The sequence below is a fragment of the Nonomuraea sp. NPDC050022 genome (assembly GCF_044460705.1).
GTDB lineage: Bacteria > Actinomycetota > Actinomycetes > Streptosporangiales > Streptosporangiaceae > Nonomuraea.
Map to the genome: position 1 here is coordinate 195,551 of NZ_JBITKE010000010.1, position 20,748 is coordinate 216,298.

Sequence of the window (20,748 nt, forward strand, 5' to 3'; positions counted from 1 at the left end):
CTGGACGGGGTGACGCTGGACGTGCCGGACGGCTCGTTCTTCGTCGTGCTCGGGCCCTCCGGGGCAGGCAAGACGACGACCCTGCGAGCGATCGCCGGCCTTGAGAAGCTTGACGCCGGGTCGGTGCATCTGGACGGGAGGGACGCGACCGGTGACGCCCCGGCCGCACGCGACCTGGCCATGGTCTTCCAGAGCTACGCCCTCTATCCGCGACACACGGTGTACGAAAACATCGCTTCGCCGCTGCGGGCACGCCGCTGTTCTTCGAGCGAGGTCGCCGCTGCCGTCGAGCAGATGTCGAGCCTGCTGCACATCGAACGTCTGCTGCAGCGTCGTCCCGCGCAGTTGTCGGGCGGTGAGATGCAGCGTGTCGCCCTGGCCCGGGCGCTGGTCCGTCGCCCGCGCGCGTTTCTCATGGACGAGCCGCTGACGAACCTCGACCTCAAGCTCCGCGTCGAGATGCGCACCGAGCTCACCCGCATCCACCGGAGCCTCGGGGGAACCTTCGTCTACGTGACCAACGACCAGGTCGAGGCCCTGTCCATGGCCGACCAGGTCGCGGTCCTCAAGGAGGGGAAGGTGCAACAGGTCGGAACGCCGACCGAGGTGTACGAGCGTCCAGCCAACCAGTGGGTCGCAGGCTTCGTCGGGAGCCCGCCGATCAGCCTGCTCGCCTGCCACGCCGAGGGAGATCGTCTGCTCGGGGCGGAAGGCTGGACGCTGCCGCGGCCCCGCTGGACCACGGCTGAGGACGGTCGTCCGCTGCTGCTGGGCCTGCGCGCAGAGGACCTGTCCGTCGAGCAGCGTGGGAACGCGTCGTTGTCGGGTGAGCTCTACGGCCTTGAGCCGCTCGGTGACCGAACGGTGGTCGACGTCCGAGTGGGGACGGAGATCCTCAAGGTCAAGGCACGACCCACCGTCACCGGTACGCCGGGCGAGCGGCTGCTTGTCACGGTCGACCTGGACCGTGCGCACCTGTTCGATGCGGGCACCGGGCTGGCGCTGTCCGAGGCTGGGAGGTAACCGCGCAGGGCGGCGACGTCAACATGCGCCCGCACGTGGCAATCGAGCCTCGGCGGACCGTCACCGGTGAGCACGGCCTGACGACGCTGAGGCAGCCATGGCCCGAGAAGGCGATCGGTGGCGCGGGGCGTCGCCCTGCGGCCAGGGCCAAGGCCACGTTCGACCCGCTCGGCAACCTCGACCCCGACGAGGTCGTGTGACCCGTTCGTCAACGCGCGTGGCGCGATCGCTGAGGTCACGCTGGACATCACCAAGAACATCACAGGAGGCGACGCAATGAGTGACCCGATGAACGTCCTGGCCCCCGAGCACCGGCGGCTCCGGATTGGCGACGCCTGGCGCGACGCCGCCAGCGGAGCCACCTTTGTCGTCGAGGACCCGGCCACCGGCAAGACCATCGCCGAGGTGGCGGACGCCGACGTCGTTGACGGGCTCGCCGCTCTGGACGTGGCGAGCAAGGCAATGGCGGAGTGGGCGGCGACCCCGCCGCGAAAACGGTCAGAGTTGTTGACCGCGACGTACCGGGCACTGACCGAGCGATCCGAGGAGGTCGCTCGGCTGATAACGCTCGAGATGGGCAAGCCGCTCGCCGAGGCCCGGGGAGAGGTGGCCTACGGCGCCGAGTTCTTCCGTTGGTTCGCCGAGGAGGCGGTGCGCGTCGAGGGGCGCTACAACACCGCTCCCGCTGGTGGATATCGCATCCTCACCGTGCCGAAGCCGGTCGGACCGTGCGTCTTCGTGACGCCCTGGAACTTTCCGTTGGCCATGGGTGCCCGCAAGATCGCTCCTGCGCTGGCGGCGGGCTGCACGACGATCACCAAGCCAGCAGCCCAGACGCCACTCACCATGCTGTTCCTGGCCCGCATCATGGAGGAGGTCGGCGTTCCCCCGGGCGTCGTCAACGTCGTGACAACCAAGCGTGCCGGCGAGGTGGTCTCAGCACTGCTAGCCGACCGTCGGACCCGCAAGCTTTCGTTCACCGGGTCGACCGAGGTCGGGCGCGTGCTGCTACGACAGGCGGCGGACAACGTGCTGCGCACCTCCATGGAACTGGGCGGCAACGCGGCCTTGATCGTGTGTGCCGACGCGGACCTGGACGTCGCGCTCGACGGTGCCATGGTGGCCAAGATGCGCAACATCGGGGAGTCCTGCATCGCGGCCAACCGAATCTACGTCGAGGAGCCGGTGCGCGAGGAGTTCACGGCGCGCTTCGCCAAGCGGATGGGCGCGCTCTCGGTGGGCCATGGTCTCGACGACGGCGTGGACGTCGGGGCGTTGATCGACGAGGCCTCGGTCACCAAGATCGACGAGCTCGTCGCCGACGCGGTCAATCGCGGCGCCCGTGTCTTGGTGGGCGGCGAACGTCCGGATGGGCCGGGCCACTTCTACCCGCCTACGGTCCTCGTCGACGTGCCCGAAGACGCGCGGATGCTGGAGGCGGAAATCTTCGGCCCGGTGGCGCCGATCATCTCGTTCACGTCCGACGACGAGGTAATGGCGAAGGCCAACGACACCGAGCACGGCCTGGTCGGATACGTCTTCACCCGTGACCTCCAGCGGGCGCTCCGGTTCACCGAGGGGCTAGAGACGGGGATGGTCGGCATCAACCGTGGTCTGATCTCGGACCCGTCAGCTCCGTTCGGAGGCGTGAAGCAGTCCGGGATCGGCAAGGAGGGATCGCACGAGGGCATCCTTGAGTACCTCGACGTCACCTACGCGGCGATCGACCTACCGTGACCGGCCTGCTGCTCCGGGTGCCCGCCGAGGATCACCGCGCCCTGTGCACACATGACCTGACCCGCCTCCACCCGTGGGGCGGGACCCGGGCCATGGTCGGCACGAATCCGCTGGCGCCTGGGGACGCCGTCGACTCCGCCGGTATGCGCGCCACAGACGCGGCCGCGGCGGTGGATGGGGCGATCAGCCCTTTCGGCTTCATCGCGATGGACCCGAGAGCGCCCGGGCACGACCGAGTCTGGGAGCCTGGCGCGCGCCTGCGCCACCCGGCAGCCGACCTTGCCGACGCCGTCCCAGTCTCGCAGGTGACCTGGACGTCCGCCCAGCAAATCTCCGCCGACGTTCCAGAGAGGCACTGACATGCTTGAGACCGTCCGCGGACCACGCCAGCTGATAGTGGGCGAAGGGGTCGCGCAGAACATCCCACGAGTGGTGGCCGAGTGTGGCTCGCGAGTCCTCATCGTGACCGACCGGGTTCTTCTGGGGCAGCCGGGCGTGGCCGAGATCGTGGCCGCCGTGCGGGAGAAGGTCGAAGTCGTCGGGGTGTTTGCCGACGCGACTCCGGACGTGCCACTCGCCGATGTCGCCCTGGCCGTCTCGGTCGCCGCAGAGGTGGACGCCGACGTAATCCTCGCCATCGGGGGTGGCACGGTGATCGACCTCGCCAAAATCGTCGGCGTCATCCGGCGCCACGGTGGGACGCCGCGCGACTTCTACGGCGAGTCGAAGGTGCCGGGGCCGACGATTCCTCTCGTCGCGGTCCCGACGACGTCAGGAACGGGCTCCGAGCTCACGCCCGTCTCGGTGTTGACCGACCCGGACCGCGAGCTGAAGGTGGGGGTCTCCAGCGTCCACATCGTGCCCGACTTCGCCATCGTCGACCCCGAGCTCACCTACACCTGCCCTGCGACCGTCACTGCCCACTCCGGCATCGACGCGTTTTGTCACGCGGTGGAGAGCTACACCGCGCGACCCCGGGCCCACGGACCGCGCGACCCGGTGGAGCAGGTCTTCCTCGGCCGCAACCCGATCACCGATCACTATGCGCTCCTGGCCGCGGAGCGGATCGCCCGCAGCTTGCCCCATGTCGTCAGGGACGGAGGCGACAAGGACGCGCGCGCGGACATGTCCTATGGGTCCATGCTAGCCGGGCTCGCATTCTCCCACGCAGGCAACGCGGCTCCGCACGCCCTCCAATACCCCATCGGCGCAGCCACCCACACGCCGCACGGCCTGGGCGTCGGGCTGCTGCTGCCCTACGCGCTGGACGCGGCCAGGGATGCCATCGGCGACCGGTTGGCCATCCTCGCCGGGGTGTGCGGGCTCAACGTGACCGATGCCTCGGATGCCGAGGCCGCAGATACGTTCCTCACCTGGCTCGACGGGCTCCTTGCCGACATCGGCATCCCTACCACCTTGGCGGACATCGGCGTGGCACGCGCCGACCTCCCGCGCTTCGCGGAGATGGCCAGTGGCGTCACCCGATTGATCCAGAACCATCCAGGCCCGACCGACGGCGCCAGCCTGACCGCGATCCTCGAAGCGGCCTGGATCGGGGACCGGACCCGACACGGCCTGACTCCGGAGCAGAGATAGTGACGGTGCGCCTGCTGAAAATTACATCCATGCAGGTCAAGCGGCATATGAGTAATCGTGGAGGATGCCGGCGAGCCGGTCTCGCCGGCGTATTTTCAGGTCGATGATCCGCTCGGGATCTGTGATCGGATCGGGGACGGGACGCAGCGGGGCGGCAGGACTGCATCCATCGCTCCATGATCGAGTTCATTCGCGGCATCCGGATGCCGGTGAGTACGGCCTGGATACCACTGGCGCTGGCCGCTGAGCGTGACGGTCTCGATGAAATCGCAGGCCAGCATGGCGTCGGCTTGCGAGCGCAGGAAGTCGGCTCACGTGGTGGAAGCCCGCTCGGGCACCGGATCGGCCGCCGGTACTTGACGCTCGCCCGAACCTGCGGGTCGGCGCGGCGTTCGGTGATGGTGTCGTTGCGGCGGCGTCTTCCCCGCCTAGGTTGCCCAGGTTCGACAGTGGGGTTGAACCGCGATGCGGCTGGCAACACGCGAGTCCCGAATCTTGTACGAAAACGCTGTGACCTGCAAAAACATAGGGCCGTCGCATGTAAAGAGGGAGGCGAACGGCTCGCCCGCGAGGAGCGGGTCTACCTGGCCGACGGCCGGCTGGCGAAGGCGACCACAGGAGTGCTCCGACCGCGACCAGGCGGCCACCCAGCTCCGGGAGCACCTGTGGATCGCCGAGGAGATCGACTACCAGTAGCTCGGCCCGAGGGGCCGCGGAACGCGGCCCCTCTCCTCACGGTTCACGCTTTCCCGGGAGATGCTTACATGGCGCTCAGCCCACCTCCCTGCCCGACCTGATTGCCGCCCTGACGGGCTTGCGCAGCTACCCCGCATCCCGCCACGCCGGCAGCGCCCCCTGACGTGTCAGCGCCCAGGCGTCGGCGGATCTGCGACGCACGCTTGGCTTACTGGGCAGGCATAACCGCGTACCCACTGCCTAGCGCAACGCAGGGCCGAAGCCGTCGCTGATCTGGGATCGCATGTACCGCGGACAACGGTCTTTCGCCGCCTCACGCAGAGGCGGCGGCCAGGCCCCGGTGAGAATCGCGGACGGCTGCGGTCTTGTCGGTTATCCGAGTTGCCGTGCACGCATGTACGGCCAAAAAAGATGGCGTCCTATAGGGACCGGCCACCGAGGGTCACCAGCTTCGGCCTGGCGAGGTGGAGGTGCGCACCTTTGACGGGCGCGTGCGCGCCTTCGACCTTCCGAAAGTCGGTGTCGAGCGGGGCCGGTGGAGGTTGACGTTCGTTGCCTGACTAACCCCCATCCGGCCGGGTATGACCCCCTTGCGCGAGAACGGCGCACGACCGATCCGGCCGAGGGGGACGGCGATGGGGCGGCAGGTCTGGTCGCGGCTGCGCGTGGCCGACTCGTACGAGACCCGTGACGCCTTGCAGCGAGGCCGCTGCCGAGGTCGCCCACTGGGATCGGGACGCCCTGGAGCCGACCCCGCCCGCTGGGCGCACTAAGCGCACCACAACCTGTGAGGGGATGAGCATGGTCGACCGCGAACAGCTGCCCGTGCCCGTCGAGGGGCTCGTAGTCACGCACTTTCTGACTGTCCGGGACGTGGCCCGCTCGCGCGCGTTCTACGCGGACGTCCTGGGCGGCGAGGTCGTCCTTGAAGAGAACCCGGCGATCGTGAAGGTTGCCAACACGTGGATCATCATGAACCCCGGCGGCGGCCCCACCCCGGACAAACCGGACGTCACGCTGCGGGCGCCCGAGCCCGGCGACCCGGTGACCGCGTTCATGAACGTCCGCGTCGCTGACATCGCCGCCTTCCACACGCACGCGACGTCGCTCGGCGCCCGGTTCCTCACCGAGCCGATCGACCGCAAGGCCGAGATCCGCTGCTACATGCGCGACCCGGACGGGCACCTCATCGAGGTCGGCCAGGCCACCGGCATGCTGCACGACGTCTACGCCGACCCGCCCGCCTGATCCCGTCCGGCCGGGGACGGGTGCGAGCGGCGCATGCCGAGGTCAGTGGATCATCCGCGCACAAGCCAGGCGCGGGAGTCGCACCACGGCGTGTCCGGCGCGGGCAGGCTCGCGGCGTCCGGGTTCTCCTGGACGTTCACCAACACCGCCGACTCTGCGCCTGCCGAAAATTTCATCCATGTAGGTCAAGCGGCATGTGAGTATTCGTGGAGGACGCCGCCGAGCCGGTCTCGTCGGCGTATGTTCAGGTCGATGATTCGTCCGGGATCGGTGATCGGGTTCGGGGCGGGACGCAGCGGAGCCGCTTGGTTTAGGGCTTGGTGGGCTCGGTGCCGGTTGTAGAAGTGTTCGTACTCGCGCAGGGCGTGCCGCAGGTGGCTTTCGTTCCATGCGAGGCAGCGGTCGAGAAGCTCGGGGCGGCACGATTGGACCCATCGCTCCATGAGCGAGTTCATCCGCGGCATTCGGATACCTGTGAGCACCGTCTTGATGTCGGCCTCGGCGAGAATCTCGTCCATGAGCGCCGGGAACTTCCCATCCCGATCGCGGAGCAGAAAGCGTGCCCGGCAGCCCGCATCGTCCAGGTCCATCACCAGGTTCTTGATCGCCTGTGTGACCCAGTTTCCGGTGGGGTGAGCGGTGGTGCCGAGCACGTGGACGCGTCTGGTGGCCTGCTCGATGACCGCACGATGGCGGTACGCAGCCGGTTCTCCCGCGGCGCGGATCCCTTGATCACGGCCCGGTCCCACCTGTCAATGACGGGGCCGTGATCAGGGAAGCGCGCTGACGGTCAGGCGCAGGTGTAGCCGGACGGCAGGGCGGCGTTGCCGTTGGGCCTGCTCGCTTGGAAGCCGAAGCTGGTGGTGCTGGCTCCCGGCGCGAGCGTGCCGTTGTGGCTGAGACTTCTGGCCGTGACGGTCTGGCCGCTGGTGGTGATGGTGGCGTTCCACGAGCCGGTAAGGGTGTGCCCGGCCGGCAGGGTGAAGGTGACGGTCCAGCTGGTGATCGTCGAGGTGCTGGTGTTGGTGATGGTCAGCGGCTGGATCACATACCCGTTCCCCCACTGGGACTGCACGGCCGGGGTCGCCGAGCATGCACCGGTCGTGCTTCCCTGAGTGGTGATCTGGACAGTGTTGGAGACCGGTGAGACGTTACCAGCGGCGTCGCGCGCCCGGACCTGGTAGCGGTAGGTGGTGTTCGCAGTCAGGCCCGTGTCGGTGAACGAGGTCGTGGCCGAGGTGCCGACCTGGGTGAATGTGCCGCCCATCGCGCCGGTAGCGCGCAGGATGTCATAGCCGGTCACACCGGTGTCGTCAGTGGAGGCCGTCCAGGTCAGGCTGGTGCCGGTTGTGCTGGTGTCCGAGGCGGTGAGCCCGGGCGGGGCGGTCGGCGGTGTGGTGTCGCCTCCGGTGGGGGCCGTGGTGAAGGTGGCCGGCGCGGAGTTGCCCGACAGGTTGCCCGCGCCGTCACGCGCCCGTACGTACACCTGGTATTGGGTGTTGGCACTCAGCCCGGTCAGGGTGATCGAGGTGGTGGTGGACTGGCCAAGCTGCGGGTCGTTGGTGCCCTGCTCCCGGTAGACGTTGTAGCCGGCCAAGCCGGAGCCGCCCTGGTCGGTGGACGCGGTCCAGGTCAGCGTGGCACTGGCGGCGGTCACGTTGGACGCGACCGGGGTGCCTGGCGTGGTCGGCGGCGTGGTGTCGGTCGGACTGGTGGTCAAGCCGAAGAACTCGATGGCGTAGAGTCCCATACCGCTCTGCGGAAGAGTATGCCCGGCGCCCTGGATGCTGTACGCCTCCACCTGCGCGGTGCCGGACAGATTGGCGTATCGGCTGCGGTTCCAGTTTGCCTGCGGGGTGTCGGTGCTGGTCGGGGTCTGGCTCAGCCCGAACACATTGGTCCACTGCTCGGTCGACTCTCGCAGCAGCGAGTAGGGCACGAGGGTGTCGCTGGTGCCGTGCCACAGCTGCATGCGCGGGCGGGGGCCGGAATATCCCGGGTACGCCTGGCGGACCGCATCGCCCCACTGCTGGGGTGTTCGGTCCATGCTCCCGCCGGTGCACCTGCTGCTTCCGGGCGGGTAGTCGGAGGCGCCGGCGAAGCAGTTGAACGGCACACCCATGAAGGAGGCCCCTGCCTTGAACACGTCCGGGTAGACGGCGAGCATGTGCTGGGTCATCATGCCGCCGGACGAGCTTCCAGTGGCGTAGACACGGTTCGGGTCTCCCTGATAGGTCCGCTCGACATAGTCGATCATTGAGATGATCGAGACCGGATCGCTGCCGCCGCCGCGCCGCTTGGCCGCGTCCGACCAGGTGTCGAAGCAGTTGCCGAACCCTGCCGACTGGGTGGCGGTCGGGTAGATGACGATGAAGCCATATCGATCCGCCAGCGAGGCGAACTCACTGCCCTGGTAGAAGCCGGGACCGGAGCCGCCGCAGCCATGCATCGCCACCACGATCGCCGGCGAGGCCGGGTGCGAGTCCGGCACATAGACGTGCATCCGCATGTTGCCCGGGTTGTTGCCGAAGCTGGTCACCTCCACCAGGGTGGCGGCGACGGCCGGCGATCCGAGTACCACGGTCATGACGGCAAAGAGCGCCGCGGCGCAGGCACGAGCCAGCACCGTGGTCAATCGTGTCATTCGTGCTCCTCCTCTCCATAGCCGCGGCGCGCCGCGGACCGGTCCGCCGCGTATTGACATCGGTTGCTGGAAAATAGAAGAGCCACAATCCACCGTCAATGCACGCTGGGTGTGCATGTCCGCCAGTTCATCTGGCAGGGAGCTGTTTCCCCTGGCTATCAAGTAACTTGTTATCAAGGTCCTTGATAACGTTCTGGGAAACTTACATTGGAGCCCGTTCTGACGGGGCGCGATATCGTCTCCTGGTGACCGATCCGGGTGTCCCCGCGGCCGCCGCGCCCGACGCACCGCCGCCCCGTGTGAGCTACCTGGTGTTCCGGCTGGAACGCCGCATCCGCGCCTGCCTGGATGAAGCGCTCGCCCGGCACGGCATGACGACCACCGGATACATGGCGCTCAGCGAGCTGCGCCTGCGCGACGCCCCATCCTCGGCCGACCTGGCCCGCATCGCCTTCGTCACCCCGCAGGCGATGAACCTGGTCATCCGCGATCTCGAACAACGCGGCCTGATCCGCCGCGACCCGCATCCCCGTGGCGGCCGCGCTCTGCGCACCCGCCTTACCCCAAAAGGCCTGAACACCCTCCAGCGATGCGACCGCTCCCTCGACAGCATCGAAGCCATCATGCTCGCCGAGATCGACGACCCGGCCCGCACGACACTCGCGGAAACGCTCACGCTGTGCGCCCGAGCCCTCCACCCGGACACGCGGCCCTGATCCCAGTCCTTCGCTCGCAGAAGCCACCACCGTCGCCCTGGCCATGCTGTGGTCCGTGGCCATCCACGGGCCACAGCGCCGGACTCGACCAACCGCAGAAGCGATCGAATCGGGACTCCTGCGAGTACGGCACTGCACCGGCAGGAATTCGACGGAGACACACCCCGCGGCAGTTCAAGCGCTGGTCCTATGGGATGTGGCCCGGTCCCCGCCTCCGCGCGGGGACCGGGCCGATCACCCCGAGGGCCGCCTCCAGTTTGGCCTCAGCGGACGGCGAGGTCGAAGCTGCCGATTGCGGCCTTCTCCTGCTGGTAGATGCGGACGGTGACGGCGTTGGGGTCGTTTCCGCAGTGTCTCCCGGCCCGTAGGCGCTGATGGTCTGGCCAGCAGGTGCGGGGCAATACCGGCGAGTTCTTCCAGAGCTGCCCGTACCGCCTCGGTGATCAACTCCAGCCGGGTCAGATCGCGTACCGAAGCCAGCACGTGGGTGGAGTCGGTACGCTGCGTGGTGCGCTCGCGCACGAGCCCGGCATCTTTGAGACGGGCCAGCGCGAGGTCCAGGAGGCGGTCGGCGCGATCGCCCTGGGCGAGACGGTCACGGAAGTCAGCTATCACGCTGTGGTGGAAGCCGGGATCGTCCAGCTCCAAGGCCAGGGCGTATTTGAAGTCGATGCGGCAGCGGACCGCCTCGGCAGCCTGCCGGTCCGACAGATCGAGCAGGAACTGCAGCACACTGACGGTGGCAAGCTGAGCGGGCGAGACACCGGGGCGCCCATCGCGCGGGTACCAGTCGGCGAAGTCTTCGTCGCACCACAGCTCATCCAGCAGGTCTCTCACCCACATAGCCGTCGTACCGCCCGGATTGCTCGCCCGCGCGACCTGCGCGGTCAAAGCCGGAACCTGCTCACCGGAACGGGGACGAAGGGACACAGACCACCTCGGGGAAGTAGTGATCGACTTCACGGCCCGAAAGTCTGTCGGTGGCCAACCCGTCATTCACCGTGACTCGCCGACGATTCCCAAGATTCCCGACAGAGTCAAGCTTAGATTGTGCGGGTGAGGTACTTGCAGACCGGGTCGGTGGCGTACTTCGTGTCGAAGACGGTTCCGCCGTGCACGTAGACCGCGTCCCCGAGCGGCCTGCGAAACGAGATGTTCATGGAGCCGGACTTCGAGACGTCGTTCATCTTGAAGACCTTGAGCAGGCTGTCCGGGCTGCCTTTCTTCCAGAACTCGAAGTAGACGTCGTTGTTGCTGCCAACGTCGCCGACGATCTTCCAGGTGAGCTTCGTGAAGAAGTGCTGGCCTCCGGCGTTGCCGTACGTGACTGACGCCGCGAGTTGGAAGTCGCCCTTGCTGCAGCGTCCGCTGAGGACGGAGGAAGCCGAGGCTGGAGTGGCCGAGAGTGAGAGGGCCAGGCCCAGGGCGCCGACGATGGCCGCTGTTCGCATAATTTTCATGTCGCCAGATCTTAGAGATCGGCGGTATATCGGAAGTATGCCGCTAAGAGAGCATCTGATCTTCTTGCGTCATGATCTGTCCGTATCGGGGCGGCGGTTCGGTCGTTGATCTTCACATGGCTTCTCGGCGCGCCGACTTGTCCGATGCCCGGTGGGTGTTGATCGAACTGACCCTGACGGCATGGCGGGCGGCCCGGCGCGGGCCGGGTACGGCGACTTTCTCCACGTCGATACGGTGTTCCTCAAGCGCCTGTACGTGTTGTTCGTCATGGAGATCGAAACGCGGCGCGCTCGCCACTAGCGAACGCGTTCGCAGAGCGGTTCGTCGGCACGCTCCGGCGCGAATGCCTCGATCGCCTTCTGGTCCATGGTGAGCGGCACCTGCGACAGATTCTGGCCGGGTACGAGCGCCACTACAACCAGCACCGGCTGCATCAGGCACTGGCACTACGCCAACTGCCTCTCCTGGTGGCCGGAGCTCGCGCACGCTACGCGAAGCCTCCACATGGCCATGACCTGGACAGGTGTAATTATCGGCAGTCGCAGTGTCGGCGACCGAACCACCTACAACGACACGTTCGCGCCTTCCAGCACGCGCATGAAGGCACGCGACCATCCAGGCAGGTCCGGCCAGCCACGACAGGAGAGCACCATCCAAGTCACGCCGACGTCGTCGCGGTCGAGCCGACCCAGCGATGCTGGCGATCTGCGCCGCGCGCTGCGGGCCATCCATGCCCTGCCGGGTAGCGCCGAGACGATGCCCCTGCCGGACGCGTCCGTCGATGCGGTGCACGCCGGCCTGGCCGACGAGATCAGCGCCCGCTTCCGGCGGCTGTGCGAGCAGTCCGGTTTCGCGGAGAACTTTGATGCGCCCACCGGCGAGGGCCTGCGCGACCGCGCCTACACCTGGACGGCCAGCGCCTACCTCATCCTCGCTGCCGCTCACGAGCAGCGCGGGCAGTGGCTTTGACACGGCTGATGCGAAGGGTGGGATCGGGGCTGGTGCCTGGACGCGGCCAACAACGGCACCGGTAAGGGCACTCGACTCCAGCTCTACCCCTGCTGGGGCGGCAACAACCAGAAGTGGACCTGGAACCGAGGCTGAGCGCCTATCCAGAAGTTCTGCGCGTAACCGGTGACAAGGGCCGCGCCAGGGGTGGGAACGAGGTTGCTCAGCCCAACTCTCCGGCCCCGGCGAGGTCCTGGTCGGTTGCGCCCTCCTGTTGTATTCGTCAATCCCTGGCCGGCCGAATTCAGCGCCGGACGCCCATGCGGTGCCGCCAGGCGAGGGCGATCCAGGCCGCGAGGGCGACGAGCGCCACGAGGACGATGATGCCGATCTTGAGAGGAGTCCCCATCGCACCTTGGTCGTCCATCACGGTCGCCGGCGCGGCGGCCTTGTTCCGCGCGGGCGCCGTCGCCTGGCCCGTTGCGGGGGCGGTCGCCGCCACGGGTGGGGCGGCGATAACGCCCGCCTTCACCTTCACCGTCGCTTTCGCCTTGGAGGGCTCGGTCGCGGTCACGGTGACCCGCCACTCGCCGCTCGGCAGCGGCTCGGCGGAGTGGTAGAGGTTCTGGCCCTCGGGCGCCGACCTGAGCGGCACCGGCCCGAAGGAACGGCCGTCTGCCGAGGTCGCCTTCAGCGTGGCCTCGACGATCTCCGTTACGGGATGGCCGTCCTTTTTGTAGGTGACCAGCACGTTGACGTTGTCGGCGCCGTCTCCCGTCACCTCCAGATTGATCGGCCCGCCGTGGGCGGAGGCCGCCGGTGCGCCGAGCACCAGCATGAGCCCGGCCAGCAGGACGGTGAGGACGTATGCCGGTACCTTGTTCACGAGTCGTGACTCCCCTCGGGTTCGGTGTCGGGGGTGAGCGCCCCTTCGCCGGGTGATGTCGGTAGGAACACATGCTGGTGGCCGTAGCCCGCGTCGATGTTCACGGCGTCGAGAGCGGTGGCTCCGATCGACCAGGTGAAGAGCGCGTCGGCGCGTTGCCGTACGGCCAGATCCATGGCGGCGGCGCGGGCCGGTCCTGTCAAACCCCGCGCGGCCGCGTAGGTGTCGACGGTCGTGGCGATCTGCCGTACGGCGGAGGCGAGACTCGACCGCGCCACGTTGGTGGCGGTCTCACCGGACGGCGGGTCGGCGAAGCCGCCGGCGGCCGCGGTGGCCGCCTTCTGCCAGTTCTCGACGTCGGCGGCGGTCACCGCAACAGGCCCCGCGACTCCGTCGCCGGGCATGGCCCGGCCCAGCCCGTCGAGCACGGGGACGAGCCGGGCCCGCGTGGTGCGGGCCAGCTCCGTCAGGGTCTTGATCTGCGTCTTGTCCCGGAGGGCGGACTCGGTACGGAGCCGGTCCGCCATCCGCTCAATCGAGTTCGGCCGGGTCAGCGCGAACACCACACCGCCGGCGACGATCGCGCCGAGCGCGAACGCGAGGGCGAGGGCGAGCACATGGGCCCACGTTGCACCCTGTGCGGGGGCCGGTTGCCTGGGTCGGTTGATGGTCGCCACCTCCTGAGGGCGGATGTCGATGGCGCTCACGCCTCCTGAGGCGTGCCTTTGCTGTGGAGCGTGATCAGCTTCTCGATGCGCTTGCGGCGCCAGGCGGCGCCCAGCCGGATGGCGAAAGGGGCGAGGACAAGGAGGACGAGGAGGGCGAGCTGCGGCCACGGCAGGGCCCAGACCGTGGTGTCGATAGCCATCCGCTGGGCGGTGACGCCCGGGATCGGCTTGCCCGCGGGCGAGGGGATCACCGTGACCGTCGTGCCGATGGGACCCAGCGGCCAGGCGCCGGGCACTCGTGCGACGAACGTGCGGCTGCCGCCCGGCATGAGCTCCCTGGCCTTGGCCGCGGACGGGTCACTCCAGTTGTTCTCGCCTACGAACGTGGACGTCAGGACCCGGTTGTCCGCGACCAGCCGCACGTTGCCGACGTTGGCCACGGTGTAGGTCACCTCGACGGATCCGGCGGCGAAGGGATTCCACGATCCCGTGTACTCGGCTTGCACGTCGGTTACTGCCACCTTGGCCGCATAGTCACCGGTGACGCGGATGTTCAGGCGGACGCCCACCCGGTTCTGGACCCGTACCTGGCCGGAGACGGTCTCCAGGGACGCGGTCACACCTGCGGGGTGATCGCCCGGCGTCGCGTTCTGGGGGATCGACACTGTCACCGGCACTACGGAGGTGGCCCCGGCGGCGATGGTCACCTTCTCGGGAACCGCTATCCAGGAGCCGCCGTCGGTCGGTTTCGCGTCCGAGGGCCGCATGTCGAAGTAGCCCTTGGAGGTCAGGTAGCCGTCGTTGGCGTCGATCGCGAAGTCGACCGGCTGAGTGGAGCGGTTGATGACCGCCACATGCTCGACCACCTGCTGCCCGCCGGCGAGTTCGAGGTCGATGACGCTGCGGCCGTCAGGACCGTCGGCGTTGGCCGGAACGACCGACCAGGTGGTGTCGGCGTCGGACGGGGTCGCGAACGCGACCGTGGTGACCAGGACGGCGACCAGCAGGGCAACGCCGACAGCGGGTAAGACGGCGAGGCGGGCGAGGGCGCCTCGCGAACGGCTTGTGGTCAACAGAGGTGTCTCCAGTCTCATCGTGGGCGTCCGGGACCTGCGCCAGGAGGCGCAGGTCCCGGACGCCCACAGCGGGCGATGGCGTCCTGCCTTCGGTTCAGGACTGGTTGAAGAGGGAGAGCGTCAGAGTCGAGTGGTACTCGCCGGCGGCGACGTCGGCGGGAGTGCGCAGCGCGAGGCCGGCGTTGACCTGCCAGGTGCCGATCTCGTCGGCGGAGTTCGCCGTCGACACCAGCAGCTCCTGCCCCTTCAGACCGACGGTGGGCGCGCCCGAGCCGTCTGAGATGACGCTGGAGACGGGCTCACCGGCCGCCACCGCCCCGGAGGAGGAGTCGCTCAGCATGCGCGGCCGCCAGCCCAGGTACTGCGGGCCGATGGGCGGCGCCGAACCGCTCGTCGCAGTGAACTCGCTGGCCTGGCCGACGACCGCCCAGAACTCACCGGCGGGGACCTCCTCGGGCCGGCGGGTGTCGGTCACCGTGACCGTCGGCAGGGTGCCGACGAACTGACGGGCGGTGGCGTTGGACCCGTCCTCCTTCAGGGACACTCCGCCGTTGTCGGCGACGGTCATGGACACCTGGCCGGGAGTGGTGTTGGGCTCGATCGTCACCGACACGTCGATGCCGTTGTCAGGGTCGTCGTCCGCCAGCGCGGGACCGGCCACGCCGACGCCGGCGAGCGCGACACCGAGCACCGCAGCGGCGAGCAGCTGCGTGGTCCTGTTGATCTTCATGTGATCGCTCCATTGATGGGGGGCGGGGCCGGCCGGCCGATCGGCCGGCCGACCCCGGTTCTGCTATGGCGGTCAGCGGCAGCTGAGCGCCGGGTAGGCGGCGTCGTAGGACGAGGTGATCTCCTTGCCGGCGATCGTCGCGGTCCCCTTCACGGTCGCCGTGCCCGCGTCGACCTGCCCGGCCCGGCTGTTGAAGGACTGGTAAGCCTGCTTGCCCGGGGCCACGCCGGCCACGGTCTTCGTACCGAACGGGGTGGTCAGCGTCACCGTGGCCGGCACATCGGAGTTGTTGATGGCCGTGACCGCCACGTACGCCGAGGTGCCGATGCAGCGGGACGTGGCGGTGACCGTCAGCTTGACCTGCGGCGCGGTTGCCGAGATCGTCACCGTCAGCGTCTTGGCCTCTTCGACGTTGCCCGCCTTGTCGGCCGAGCGGTACTTCAGCTCGTGCTGCCCGTCGCCGGTCACGGTGACCGGTGCGGTGTAGGCGGTCCAGTCGCCGCCGTCGAGCTGGTACTCGGTCTTGTCGACCCCGCTGCCGCCGTCCTCGTCGGCGGCCTTGAGCGTGACCGACACCGGACCGATGAACGTGCCGCCCACCGGCGGCTCCGGATCGGTCGTCGCCGTCGTCACCGGCGCGGTCTTGTCCTGGTTCGAGCCTCCCTTGGCCAGGTGGAAGTAGTCGAACGTGACCGTCTTCGACGCCGACTGGCTGGTGCCGATGGTGTACACGCCGACCTTCGCGCCGGTGGCCACCGCGGAGTTCTCCACCGGCGCGGAGAGATCCGTCCAGGCCTGGCCGTCGGAGGAGTAGGAGCCGGTGAAGGTGGTGCCCACCTTCTTCAGCCGCAGCCACCACACGCCGCTGGTGAGGTTGTTCACCTGCGGCTGCGGGTTCTGCACGGTGCCGCCGACCTCGCTGCGCAGCTCGATGCTCCGGGCCACCGTCGAGCCTGCCGAGTTGGTGGTGAGGAAGTCGAGCTTCACGTAGTCGTCGTCGCCGGTGTACACCATCAGGCCGCCCTGCTGGTACTGCTCGCTGAGGGCCGAGGCGTCCACCTTGGTCTCCAGCGTCCAGTCGCCGCTCGGGGCCGGCTGCAGGATGAAGTTCTTCGGGCCGCTGTTGCCGGTCCCGTAGATGTCACCCGTCGTGGTGTCCAGCGCCAGCTTGCCGTCGCTCACGCGCGCCGCCGTGGCGTCGGGGCGCACGATCGCGCTCCAGCGGCAGGTGTCGAGCGCGGTGCCGTCGAACTCATCGGCCGGGTCCGGCCCGGTCGCCTTGTCGTCCGGCGTGATGTGGAACCAGTCGAAGGACGCGTCCACGACCGGGTGGTTGGCCCCGGCCAGCGAGATCAGGCCGATCTTCGGGTTGGCGATTCCGGCCAGCGCCTTGGTCTGCGGCATCGCGGTGAACGTGGTGCCGTCCGAGGAGTAGTGGGCGGTGATGTTGGTGCCGTCGCTGACGAACCGCACGTACACCGTGTCGGGGTAGGAGTCCCCGAGGTTGGCCGTGTTGCTCTGCGACACCTCGTTCGGGGCGGCGTTCTCCTCCCGGATGAACTGGAAGATGCGGCTGGCGTGGTTGGAGCCCGAGGTCGACCGCGCCTGGAGCACCATCTTGGCGTAGTTGTCGTCATCGCCGTAGATGATCAGGCCCGCCTGCTGGTACGCGTCACGCGCGTTCAGCGTGAGCTTGGCGGTGGCGGTCCAGGCACCCGACGGCGCCGGCTGCACGACGATGTTCGAGGTGTTGCCGCCCGTGCTGTAGATGTCGGTGGTCGAGGTCGGGATCACGAGCTTGCCGTCCGCGACCTTGAGGTCCTGGTTCTCCCGGATGACCGACCAGCGGTCACGGCTGAGCTGGCTGCCCAGGAAGTCGTCAGAACGGCCGGTGAAGCACACCGTGGCCGCCGCGTCCACCTTGACCGGGACCTGGGCGGTGGCCGACGCGCCCTTGTCGTCGGTTACGGTCACCATGGCCGTGTAGCTGCCCGGCGCGGTGTAGGTGTAGCTCGCCTCGGCCGTGGTGGGCTCCGGCGCGCCGTTCACCCCGAAGTTCCACTTGTAGGTGATCGGGTCGCCTTCGGGGTCGGTGGCCGTCGCCTTGAAGTCGACCTTCAGCGGGGCGACGCCCGTCGCCGGGGTCGCCGTCGCGGTCACGGCCGGATGCTGGTTGTCCGTGGCACCCTTGCCGACAAAGTCGACCCAGTTGACGTTGGCCAGGTAGGTGTCGTTGGCCGCGCTCGCCGGCTTGCGCACGACGAAGTACAGCGGTCCGCTTTCTGTCGGTGGGTTGGTCAGGTTGAGTGTGACGTCGGTGAACGTCTGCCAGCCGCCGGTGGGCGCTACGTCGACCGAGCCGACCAGCGTGCCGGTCTCGGGGTTGCCCGCCCGGACCTGCACGGTCCCGCCGGTGCCGCCCGAGGAGGCCCGGAGCCGGATCGCGGTGACGTTCGACAGGTTCACCGGGTCGAACGACCACCAGTCGCCGTCCTGGACGAACGCGATGTGCTGGTTGCCGCCCTGGGTGTCGGTCGTGGTCTCCGCCTGGACGCCCGCGGCGTCGGTGCCCTTGCCGTCGGCCACCCGGCCGGTCTGCGCGAAGTGCTCGGCCTGCTTGCGCTTGGGCTCCAGGATGATCTGGCCCCGCCCGGTCAGCGGCTTGGCGCCGTTGGCGCCCCCGTCGGTGTAGCTGGCCTCGATGGCGTAGAAGAGGTTGTCGTACTCGCCGTGGCCCGCCTGCTGGGTCTGCAGGGTGCCTTCACAGCCCTTGAGCTGGTCGAGCGGGTGGCCGTGGCTGTCGTGGCCGAGGATCGCCTGGATCTGGACCTTGTCGCAGTCGATCGTGCCGTCCTCGGCGTCGGTGACGGTGACCTTGAACTTCACCTGGTCGCCGAACTCGAAGAAGGCGCCGTTCGGCGGGACGTCCACCTTGACGACGGGACGGATGTTGCCCGCGCTGACCGTCACGCTGGCGGTGGCGGTCTTGCCGTCAGGGGTCCTGACGGTCAGGACCACGCTGTAGTCGCCCCCCTTCTCGTAGGTGAAGGTGGGGTTGGGGTCGGTGGAATCGGTGTCACCGTCGCCGTCGAGGTCCCAGGCGTAGGTGAGTGCCTTGTCCTCCGGGTCACGGCTGCCCTCGCTGGAGAACTTGACGGTCAGCGGCAGGGGCCCATCGGTCTTGTCCGCCGCGGCACGGGCGATCGGCGGGCGGGTGCCCTTGGTGTACACGATGCGGTAGACGCCGGAGTCGGCGTTGTCGCCGCCGAAGCCGGAGCCCCACTCGATCATGTACAGCGCGCCGTCGGGGCCGAACTTCATGTCCATCGGCTTCTTGAACGACAGGGAGCCGAGGATCGGGTTCATCTCGACGAGCTTGGTGCCGTTCTCGTCGAGCTGGAACGACCACACCTTGTTGTTGTTCCACTCGCCGAAGACGGCCTTGCCGTCCCAGTACGCCGGCCACTTCACGTCCGACTGCAGGTTCGGGTCGGAGCGGTAGACCGGGCCGCCCATCGGCGCGCCACCGCTCAGCTCCGGGAAGTTCTGCGCGTCGGCTGCGTAGTGGTACCAGATCGTCGCCGGGATCACCGCCGGCAGGCTGGTCAGGCCGTCGTTGTTCGGCGAGTCGTTGACCGGCGCGGCGCAGTTGAACGGCGACCCCGACTGCTTGGTGGCGAAGTTGTAGTCGACGTACGGGGTGTTGTTGCCGACGCAGTACGGCCAGCCGTAGTTGCCCGGCTTGGAGATGAGGTTCCACTCGACCGTGTTCTGCGGGCCCCGGGTGGAGCTCGCCGAGTTGGCGTCGGGGCCGTACTCGCCGAGCATGATGTTGCCCGTCTTGGGGTCGAGACCCATGCGGAACGGGTTGCGGAAGCCCATGCCGTAGATCTCCGGCTTGGTCTTCGCCGTGCCCGCCGCGAACAGGTTGCCGGACGGGACAGTGTAGGTGCCGTCGGTCTCCGGGTGGATCCGCAGCAGCTTGCCGCTCAGGCTGTTGGTGTTGCCCGCGGTGCGCTGGGAGTCCCAGCTGGCGCGGCCGGACTGCTCGTCGAGCGGCGCGTAGCCATCGGAGGCGAACGGGTTGGTGTTGTCGCCCGTGGCCAGCCACAGATTGCCGGTCTTGGGGTCCATCACCATGCCGCCGCCGTGGTGGCAGCACTCGGCCCGCTGCACCGGGACGTCGAGGATCTTCTTCTCGCTCGTCAGGTCCACGCTGTCACCGGTGACGGTGAACCTGCTCAGCCGGTCGACGTTTGTCCCGGTGGGCGAGTAGTAGAGGTACGCCCAGTGGTTGGAGTCGAAGGCGGGGTCGAGTGCCAGCCCGAGCAGGCCGCTCTCGTTGGCGGTGAAGACGTTCAGCTTCGCCGCCGTCACCGTGCCGCCGGCAGGCTTGATGATCTTGACCTCGCCGAGCCGGTCGACGTAGAAGACCCGGCCGTCCTTGGCGATGTCCACCATCATGGGGTTCGAGGTGTTGTCGTCGAGCGTGACCTTCTCGAAGCTGGCGCTCTGCGAGGCCGAGCAGTCGGCCTTGACCGCGCCGGCGGCGGTCTGGATGCCGCCGAGCAGCAGCTTCAGGAAGTTGGGCTCGCTGTAGTTCTCCTTGAGGTGGCCGAGCCCGGTGTACCACGAACGGCCGCCGTCGAAGTCCTGGCACCATGTGTTCGGGTGGTCGGCGCCCATCGTGGCGCCGGTGTAGGACTTCTCGTCCATCGACGTCAGCACGTGGACCGTGCCACGCGGGTTCGCCTGGTAGTCGTACCACTCGTCGGTCCGGGTCCAGGTCGTCGGCAGGTCCTTGGTCGACGGGTGGGCCGGGTCCTCGACCTTGACCGTGGCCTGCTGGATCGCCGGGTGCTGCTTGAAGTAGGCCCCGACGAGCTTGCCGTACCAGGCCCAGTTGTAGCCGCTGTCGGCGGCCGCGTGGACGCCCGCGAAGCCGCCGCCCCGCTGGATGTAGCGCTGGAAGGCGTCCTTCTGCTCCTGTGTGCCCAGCGGGTCACCGGTCGTGGACATGAAGACCACGGCCTGGTACTTCGCCAGGTTCTCGTCCGTGAACAGGGTGCTGTCCTCGGTCGTGTCGACCGCGAAGTTGTTCTCCTGGCCGAGCTTCTGCACGGCCGCGATGCCCTCGGGGATGGAGTCGTGCCGGAAGCCGGTCGTCTTCGAGAAGACGAGCACCTTGAAAGCGGGCTCAGCCGCCGTGGCGGCCTCGGCGCTCACCGGCGCCGCGAGGAGCGTGATGAGAGGGACGATGAGGGTTAAGGCCATCGTGGTCGCGGTTCGACGCCTCGGGCGTCGTCCGCCTTCTGGCAG

General features: G+C 68.3%; 19 protein-coding genes. 9 read left to right on the forward strand and 10 right to left on the reverse strand.

The features are described from left to right. Window positions 1-9 precede the first annotated feature (9 nt). The 6 genes from ACIBO2_RS38900 to ACIBO2_RS38925 all read left to right on the forward strand — a co-directional run bounded on the left by ACIBO2_RS38900 (window position 10) and on the right by ACIBO2_RS38925 (window position 6,300). Complete coding sequence (locus ACIBO2_RS38900) at window positions 10-1,023, forward strand: ABC transporter ATP-binding protein (protein ID WP_397303496.1); 1,014 nt, start codon at window positions 10-12, stop codon at window positions 1,021-1,023. A 35-nt stretch (window positions 1,024-1,058) separates the two neighbouring features. Next, a complete protein-coding gene (locus tag ACIBO2_RS38905) occupies window positions 1,059-1,223 on the forward strand; it encodes an FAD-linked oxidase C-terminal domain-containing protein (RefSeq protein ID WP_358535209.1) in 165 nt (54 codons plus the stop codon). A gap of 76 nt (window positions 1,224-1,299) precedes the next feature. Beyond that, on the forward strand, window positions 1,300-2,760 hold the full coding sequence (locus tag ACIBO2_RS38910; protein ID WP_358535211.1) for an NAD-dependent succinate-semialdehyde dehydrogenase: 1,461 nt from the start codon (window positions 1,300-1,302) through the stop codon (window positions 2,758-2,760). Beyond that, window positions 2,757-3,119, forward strand: coding sequence for a hypothetical protein (locus ACIBO2_RS38915; RefSeq protein WP_397303500.1), 363 nt, complete (start codon window positions 2,757-2,759; stop codon window positions 3,117-3,119). The genes ACIBO2_RS38910 and ACIBO2_RS38915 overlap by 4 nt, the downstream gene beginning before the upstream one ends. 1 nt (window position 3,120) lies before the next feature. Beyond that, window positions 3,121-4,356, forward strand: a complete 1,236-nt coding sequence (locus tag ACIBO2_RS38920; protein ID WP_358535215.1) for an iron-containing alcohol dehydrogenase — start codon at window positions 3,121-3,123, stop codon at window positions 4,354-4,356. Window positions 4,357-5,847: 1,491 nt separating this feature from the next. After that, window positions 5,848-6,300 (forward strand): VOC family protein, encoded by a 453-nt coding sequence (locus ACIBO2_RS38925; protein ID WP_358535217.1) that lies wholly within the window; start codon window positions 5,848-5,850, stop codon window positions 6,298-6,300. 50 nt (window positions 6,301-6,350) lie between these two features. Here the strand turns inward: ACIBO2_RS38925 and ACIBO2_RS38930 are convergent, their stop codons facing one another. The 3 genes from ACIBO2_RS38930 to ACIBO2_RS38940 form a co-directional block, all read right to left on the reverse strand. Then, window positions 6,351-6,476 carry a hypothetical protein gene (locus ACIBO2_RS38930; RefSeq protein WP_397303504.1) on the reverse strand — a complete coding sequence of 42 codons (126 nt, stop codon included), beginning with the start codon at window positions 6,474-6,476 and terminating at the stop codon, window positions 6,351-6,353. A gap of 9 nt (window positions 6,477-6,485) precedes the next feature. Next, complete coding sequence (locus ACIBO2_RS38935; RefSeq protein WP_397303506.1) at window positions 6,486-6,953, reverse strand: integrase core domain-containing protein; 468 nt, start codon at window positions 6,951-6,953, stop codon at window positions 6,486-6,488. A 137-nt stretch (window positions 6,954-7,090) separates the two neighbouring features. After that, window positions 7,091-8,944 (reverse strand): PHB depolymerase family esterase, encoded by a 1,854-nt coding sequence (locus tag ACIBO2_RS38940; RefSeq protein ID WP_397303509.1) that lies wholly within the window; start codon window positions 8,942-8,944, stop codon window positions 7,091-7,093. Between the two features lie 245 nt (window positions 8,945-9,189). Here ACIBO2_RS38940 and ACIBO2_RS38945 point away from each other — a divergent pair, with 245 nt between their 5' ends. Then, window positions 9,190-9,660: a MarR family transcriptional regulator gene (locus tag ACIBO2_RS38945; protein ID WP_358535223.1), complete on the forward strand. Its 471-nt coding sequence runs from the start codon at window positions 9,190-9,192 to the stop codon at window positions 9,658-9,660. Between the two features lie 234 nt (window positions 9,661-9,894). On the opposite strand, the gene ACIBO2_RS38950 is transcribed toward ACIBO2_RS38945, so the two are convergent. Both ACIBO2_RS38950 and ACIBO2_RS38955 read right to left on the reverse strand, forming a co-directional pair. After that, the gene (locus tag ACIBO2_RS38950) at window positions 9,895-10,551 is read right to left on the reverse strand and encodes a transposase (protein ID WP_397303512.1); all 657 of its coding nucleotides are present in this window, start codon (window positions 10,549-10,551) and stop codon (window positions 9,895-9,897) included. Window positions 10,552-10,703: 152 nt separating this feature from the next. After that, window positions 10,704-11,120, reverse strand: a complete 417-nt coding sequence (locus ACIBO2_RS38955) for a hypothetical protein (protein WP_358535227.1) — start codon at window positions 11,118-11,120, stop codon at window positions 10,704-10,706. Window positions 11,121-11,625: 505 nt separating this feature from the next. On the opposite strand from ACIBO2_RS38955, the gene ACIBO2_RS38960 reads away from it, so the two are divergent. Both ACIBO2_RS38960 and ACIBO2_RS38965 read left to right on the forward strand, forming a co-directional pair. Next, window positions 11,626-12,090, forward strand: coding sequence for a hypothetical protein (locus ACIBO2_RS38960; RefSeq protein ID WP_358535229.1), 465 nt, complete (start codon window positions 11,626-11,628; stop codon window positions 12,088-12,090). Between the two features lie 36 nt (window positions 12,091-12,126). Continuing rightward, entirely contained in the window at window positions 12,127-12,225 is a 99-nt protein-coding gene (locus ACIBO2_RS38965) for a hypothetical protein (RefSeq protein WP_358536131.1), read from the forward strand. A gap of 148 nt (window positions 12,226-12,373) precedes the next feature. Here ACIBO2_RS38965 and ACIBO2_RS38970 read toward each other — a convergent pair whose 3' ends face one another. The 5 genes from ACIBO2_RS38970 to ACIBO2_RS38990 form a co-directional block, all read right to left on the reverse strand. Further along, the gene (locus tag ACIBO2_RS38970; RefSeq protein WP_358535231.1) at window positions 12,374-12,955 is read right to left on the reverse strand and encodes a hypothetical protein; all 582 of its coding nucleotides are present in this window, start codon (window positions 12,953-12,955) and stop codon (window positions 12,374-12,376) included. Beyond that, window positions 12,952-13,662: a hypothetical protein gene (locus tag ACIBO2_RS38975; RefSeq protein ID WP_397303516.1), complete on the reverse strand. Its 711-nt coding sequence runs from the start codon at window positions 13,660-13,662 to the stop codon at window positions 12,952-12,954. The genes ACIBO2_RS38970 and ACIBO2_RS38975 overlap by 4 nt, the downstream gene beginning before the upstream one ends. Next, window positions 13,659-14,696: a hypothetical protein gene (locus ACIBO2_RS38980; RefSeq protein WP_397303518.1), complete on the reverse strand. Its 1,038-nt coding sequence runs from the start codon at window positions 14,694-14,696 to the stop codon at window positions 13,659-13,661. The genes ACIBO2_RS38975 and ACIBO2_RS38980 overlap by 4 nt, the downstream gene beginning before the upstream one ends. A gap of 97 nt (window positions 14,697-14,793) precedes the next feature. Continuing rightward, the gene (locus tag ACIBO2_RS38985) at window positions 14,794-15,429 is read right to left on the reverse strand and encodes a hypothetical protein (protein ID WP_397303521.1); all 636 of its coding nucleotides are present in this window, start codon (window positions 15,427-15,429) and stop codon (window positions 14,794-14,796) included. Between the two features lie 72 nt (window positions 15,430-15,501). Then, window positions 15,502-20,703 carry a ThuA domain-containing protein gene (locus ACIBO2_RS38990; protein ID WP_397303523.1) on the reverse strand — a complete coding sequence of 1,734 codons (5,202 nt, stop codon included), beginning with the start codon at window positions 20,701-20,703 and terminating at the stop codon, window positions 15,502-15,504. Between the last annotated feature and the right edge of the window lie 45 nt (window positions 20,704-20,748).

Excerpts from the sequence above, each read along its gene's own strand:
- ACIBO2_RS38925 (WP_358535217.1), top strand. The coding sequence starts at position 5,848 with ATGAGCATGGTCGACCGCGAACAGCTGCCCGTGCCCGTCGAGGGGCTC.
- ACIBO2_RS38955 (WP_358535227.1), bottom strand. The coding sequence starts at position 11,120 with ATGAAAATTATGCGAACAGCGGCCATCGTCGGCGCCCTGGGCCTGGCC.
- ACIBO2_RS38910 (WP_358535211.1), top strand. The coding sequence starts at position 1,300 with ATGAGTGACCCGATGAACGTCCTGGCCCCCGAGCACCGGCGGCTCCGG.
- ACIBO2_RS38920 (WP_358535215.1), top strand. The coding sequence starts at position 3,121 with ATGCTTGAGACCGTCCGCGGACCACGCCAGCTGATAGTGGGCGAAGGG.
- ACIBO2_RS38985 (WP_397303521.1), bottom strand. The coding sequence starts at position 15,429 with ATGAAGATCAACAGGACCACGCAGCTGCTCGCCGCTGCGGTGCTCGGT.
- ACIBO2_RS38960 (WP_358535229.1), top strand. The coding sequence starts at position 11,626 with ATGGCCATGACCTGGACAGGTGTAATTATCGGCAGTCGCAGTGTCGGC.
- ACIBO2_RS38930 (WP_397303504.1), bottom strand. The coding sequence starts at position 6,476 with ATGAAATTTTCGGCAGGCGCAGAGTCGGCGGTGTTGGTGAACGTCCAG.
- ACIBO2_RS38990 (WP_397303523.1), bottom strand. The coding sequence starts at position 20,703 with ATGGCCTTAACCCTCATCGTCCCTCTCATCACGCTCCTCGCGGCGCCG.
- ACIBO2_RS38940 (WP_397303509.1), bottom strand. The coding sequence starts at position 8,944 with ATGACACGATTGACCACGGTGCTGGCTCGTGCCTGCGCCGCGGCGCTC.